Source organism: Kutzneria sp. 744 (genome assembly GCF_000568255.1).
Classification (GTDB): Bacteria; Actinomycetota; Actinomycetes; order Mycobacteriales; family Pseudonocardiaceae; genus Kutzneria.
Genome location: NZ_KK037166.1, coordinates 7,656,249 through 7,659,880, shown reverse-complemented (window position 1 = coordinate 7,659,880; position 3,632 = coordinate 7,656,249). Strand labels below are relative to the sequence as shown.

At 70.6% G+C, this 3,632-nt stretch carries 2 protein-coding genes and 2 pseudogenes; all 4 read left to right on the top strand.

Features of this window, described 5'->3' with window-relative positions; all coding sequences use genetic code 11:
- Positions 1-396 (top strand): annotated as a pseudogene (locus tag KUTG_RS64260) (hypothetical protein); the annotation flags it as partial.
- Positions 396-1,193 (top strand): Fpg/Nei family DNA glycosylase, encoded by a 798-nt coding sequence (locus KUTG_RS35275; RefSeq protein WP_043723039.1) that lies wholly within the window; start codon positions 396-398, stop codon positions 1,191-1,193. The pseudogene KUTG_RS64260 and the gene KUTG_RS35275, both read left to right, overlap by 1 nt.
- A gap of 221 nt (positions 1,194-1,414) precedes the next feature.
- The gene (locus KUTG_RS35270) at positions 1,415-3,127 is read left to right on the top strand and encodes a peroxidase family protein (protein WP_063753604.1); all 1,713 of its coding nucleotides are present in this window, start codon (positions 1,415-1,417) and stop codon (positions 3,125-3,127) included.
- Positions 3,078-3,632: pseudogene (locus tag KUTG_RS62005) on the top strand (hypothetical protein); the annotation flags it as partial. The gene KUTG_RS35270 and the pseudogene KUTG_RS62005, both read left to right, overlap by 50 nt.

The window sequence follows — 3,632 nt, the reverse complement described above, 5'->3', positions numbered from 1 at the left end:
CGCTCGCACGAGCACCAGTTCCGCATCGACGAGCTGCGGGACATCTTCGGCCCGCTGGTGATGCCGGTGGCGCTGCCGGACCGGCTGGCGGTGCAGCAGGCTCAGGGCGCGTGCATGCCGATCCACATGTGGAACACGCCGGGGGCCCGCGAGGTGGCGCTGGCGTTCAACCTGCTGCTGGCCCGGGTACTGCGGTCGCGGAGCCGACGGACGCGGTCGGTATTCGCGCAGTCCGAGGAGCCCGAGGAGACGTACGAGGAGACCGAGGCCGACCAGGCCGAGGAGGCGGACGTCGAGCAGGCCGCGGCCGAAGAAGAGCCGGCGGTCGACGAGCACGCGCCGCCGGACGCCGGCCCCATCGGACGGCCGCAGTTCATGGAACCGCACCTGCCCTGATGCCCGAGGGCGACACGGTTTTCCTCACCGCACACCGGCTTGACGACGCGCTGGCCGGCAACACGGTGACGCGCGGGGAGATCCGCCACCCCAATCTGTCCACTGTGGACCTAAAGGGCCGCGTGGTGGCCGGCGTCGGCTCGGTGGGCAAGCACCTGTTCACCCGCTTCGACGACGGCCTCAGCCTGCACAGCCATCTCCGCATGGACGGCAGCTGGCACCTGTACCGCGCCGGCGAGCACTGGCGCCGGCCGTCGCACCAGATCCGGGCCATTCTGTCCACTTCGGACCGTTCGGCCGTCGGTTTTCTGCTGCACGACCTGGAGTTGCTGCCGACGGCCGAGGAGTCGCGCCTGGTCGGCCACCTCGGCCCGGACCTGCTGCACCCGGAGTGGGACGCCGCGATGGCCGCGGAGGCCGTCGGCCGGCTCACCGCCGACCCGTCCCGGCAGATCGGCCTCGCATTGCTCGATCAACGGGTGATGGCCGGCGTCGGCAATCTGTACAAGGCCGAGGTGTGCTTCCTGCTCGGCGTCTCCCCCTGGTCGCCGGTCTCGGCCGCCGATGCGGCCCGAGCCGTCGAGCTCAGCCACAAGCTGTTGCTCCGCAACGCGTGGCGCCCCGAGCAGTCCACCACCGGCGACCTGGCCCGCGGCCGGCAGCACTGGGTGTACGAACGGCAGGGCAAACGCTGCCTGCGCTGCGGCCACGCGGTCGTCCGGGCGACGCAGGGCAGCGGTGTGCAGCAAAGGCCGACCTGGTACTGCCCGAACTGTCAGCCGGGCCCCACGACATGACTTCCCTGTAGCGGCAAGCATTGTACGCCCCGGCGTTCTCAGCGATTACTCATGTATCCACCGGCGCCGCGCGTACACTTGACCTCACGGGGGATCTTTCCTGCACGGCCGATGACCACGGGGGTGACCGGCCGCTAGGTCCGCGACACCGAGTTCGCACACACGCCGATGGCGCACGCTCTGGGGAGAGCGGCCGTCGGCGCTTGCACTGAGGGGGTTCAGTGACGACGACCAAGCACGGCTTCGAGATCCGCGGTCTTGACGTGCCGCGGGGCGCCGCCCCGCCCACCGGGCGGTTCGGCCGGATGTTCCCGACCCTGCCGGCGCGCCCGGCGACGGGGTTGCCGCTGGCCGAGCGGCTGGGGCTGCCGGGCGGCCTGATGGACGGCGGCGACACCACCACCCAGCAGGACAGCCCGACACTGGACGCGGGTTTCACCTTCCTGGGCCAGTTCATCGACCACAACATCACCTTCGACGCCACCGGCAACCTGGGCCGGCAGGTGGATCCGGAGGCCACGACGAACTTCCGGCCGCCCATGCTCGACCTCGACCACCTGTACGGCTCGGGCCCGTTCGCCAGCCCGTTGCTGTACGACACGCGGTGGCACAACACGAAACTGCTGGTCTCGCCGGATGGCGTGGACCTGGCCCGCACGGCCGGCGGCGTGGCGCTGATCGGCGATCCGCGCAACGACGAGAACCTGCTGCTCAACCAGGTGCACCTGGCGTTCATCAAGTTCCACAACCGGGTGGTCGACGGGCTGATGAGCGGCGAGATCACCGATGTGTTCGGCAACAGGTTCCCGCCGCCGCCCGCGGATCCCAACCCGAATCCGCCGGCCAACGCCTCAATCGCCGATCTGCTCAGCGTGCGCACGTACTGGGACGACCTGTTCGCGGCGGCGCAGCAGGTCGTGCGCTGGCACTACCAGTGGATCATCGTGCACGAGTACCTGCCGCTGGTCTGCGGGCAGGACAGCGTGGACACCATCGACCGGGACGGCCTGCAGTTCTTCGACCCGGCCGGAAACCCGTTCATCCCGGTGGAGTTCGCGGTCGCCGGGTTCCGGTTCATGCACCCGACGATCCGGTCCGACTACACCATCAACGACAAGCACACGCTGCCGCTGTTCCCGCTGAACTTCGACGACCCCGCACCGGAGGACCCGCATGACCGGGCCGATCTGCGGGGCGGGGCGGTGGCGCCGGAGTTCGCGCTGGACTTCCGGCACTTCTTCACCATCGACGGCTCGCGGCCGCAGCGGGCCAAGCGCATCGAGGCCAAGCTGAACGTGCGGCTGCTGGACCTGCCGCCGATCACCGACGTGCCGGCGGAGATCGGCCGCCAGCTGCGGTCCCTGGTGGTGCGCAACCTGTTGCGCAGCGAGGTGCAGCAGCTCCCGTCGGGCCAGGACATCTCCCGCAAGATCGGGCAGGTGCCGCTGACCGAGGCCGAGCTGGGCATCTCCGGGCCGGCCTACCTCTGGTACTACATCCTCAGTAGGCCGAGCTGCGCCACCGTGGCGGCCGGCTGGGCTCGGTCGGCGCGTCATCGTCAGCGAGGTGCTGATCGGCCTGCTGGACGCGGACCCGATTCGTACCGCTCCACGTACCCGATCTGGACGCCGACGCTGGCCGAACAGCGAGGGCCGGTTCGGCATGGCCGAGCTGCTCCGCTTTCGCCGGCGTGGTCGCGGACTGAGGGGCCGGGGCATGGACCAGCTCTTCGTGCAGACCAACACCCTGGCCGGCAACCAGGTTCTGGTGTGCGACATCGACGACGACGGCGCGATCGAGGTCGTCGCCACGCTCGACACCGACGGCGACGGCGGCGCGCACGACGGCCTCACCTCCGATCCGCTGGATTCGCAGGGATCGCTGGTGTACGACCGGCGGCACCGGCTGTTGTTCGCGGTGAACGCCGGCAGTAACACGGTGTCCGTGCTCGGCGGCACCGGCCCGCATCCGCACCTGCGGCAGGTCGTGCCGTCGGGCGGCGTGCTTCCGGTCAGCCGGCGCTGCACAACGATGCTGTACGTGCTCAACGCGCACGCCGGCAGCTCGATCACCGGCTACCGCGTCGCCGGCGGCCAGCTGCACGCGATCGAGGACTCGACGCGGTCGCTGGAGCTGACGCCGGCGAGCGGGCCGGGGCAGAACGTGGTCAGCCCGGCCCAGCTGCAGTTCTCGCCGGACGGCCGCTCGCTGGTGATCGCCACCAAGAACGGCGGCGGCGGTCTGCTGGACGTCTTCGCCATCGGCGCGGACGGTCGGCCGTCGGAGGAGTTCGTGGCCAACCCGGCCGGCACGCCCGCGCCCTTCGGCTTCACCTTCGACGGCTACGGCCGGCTGGCGGTGACCGATCCCTCCCCCCGGCGACCACGTACACGCAACGCCACGGCAGGCCCCCCGTGCGACCAGCCGGACGGCAAGGCG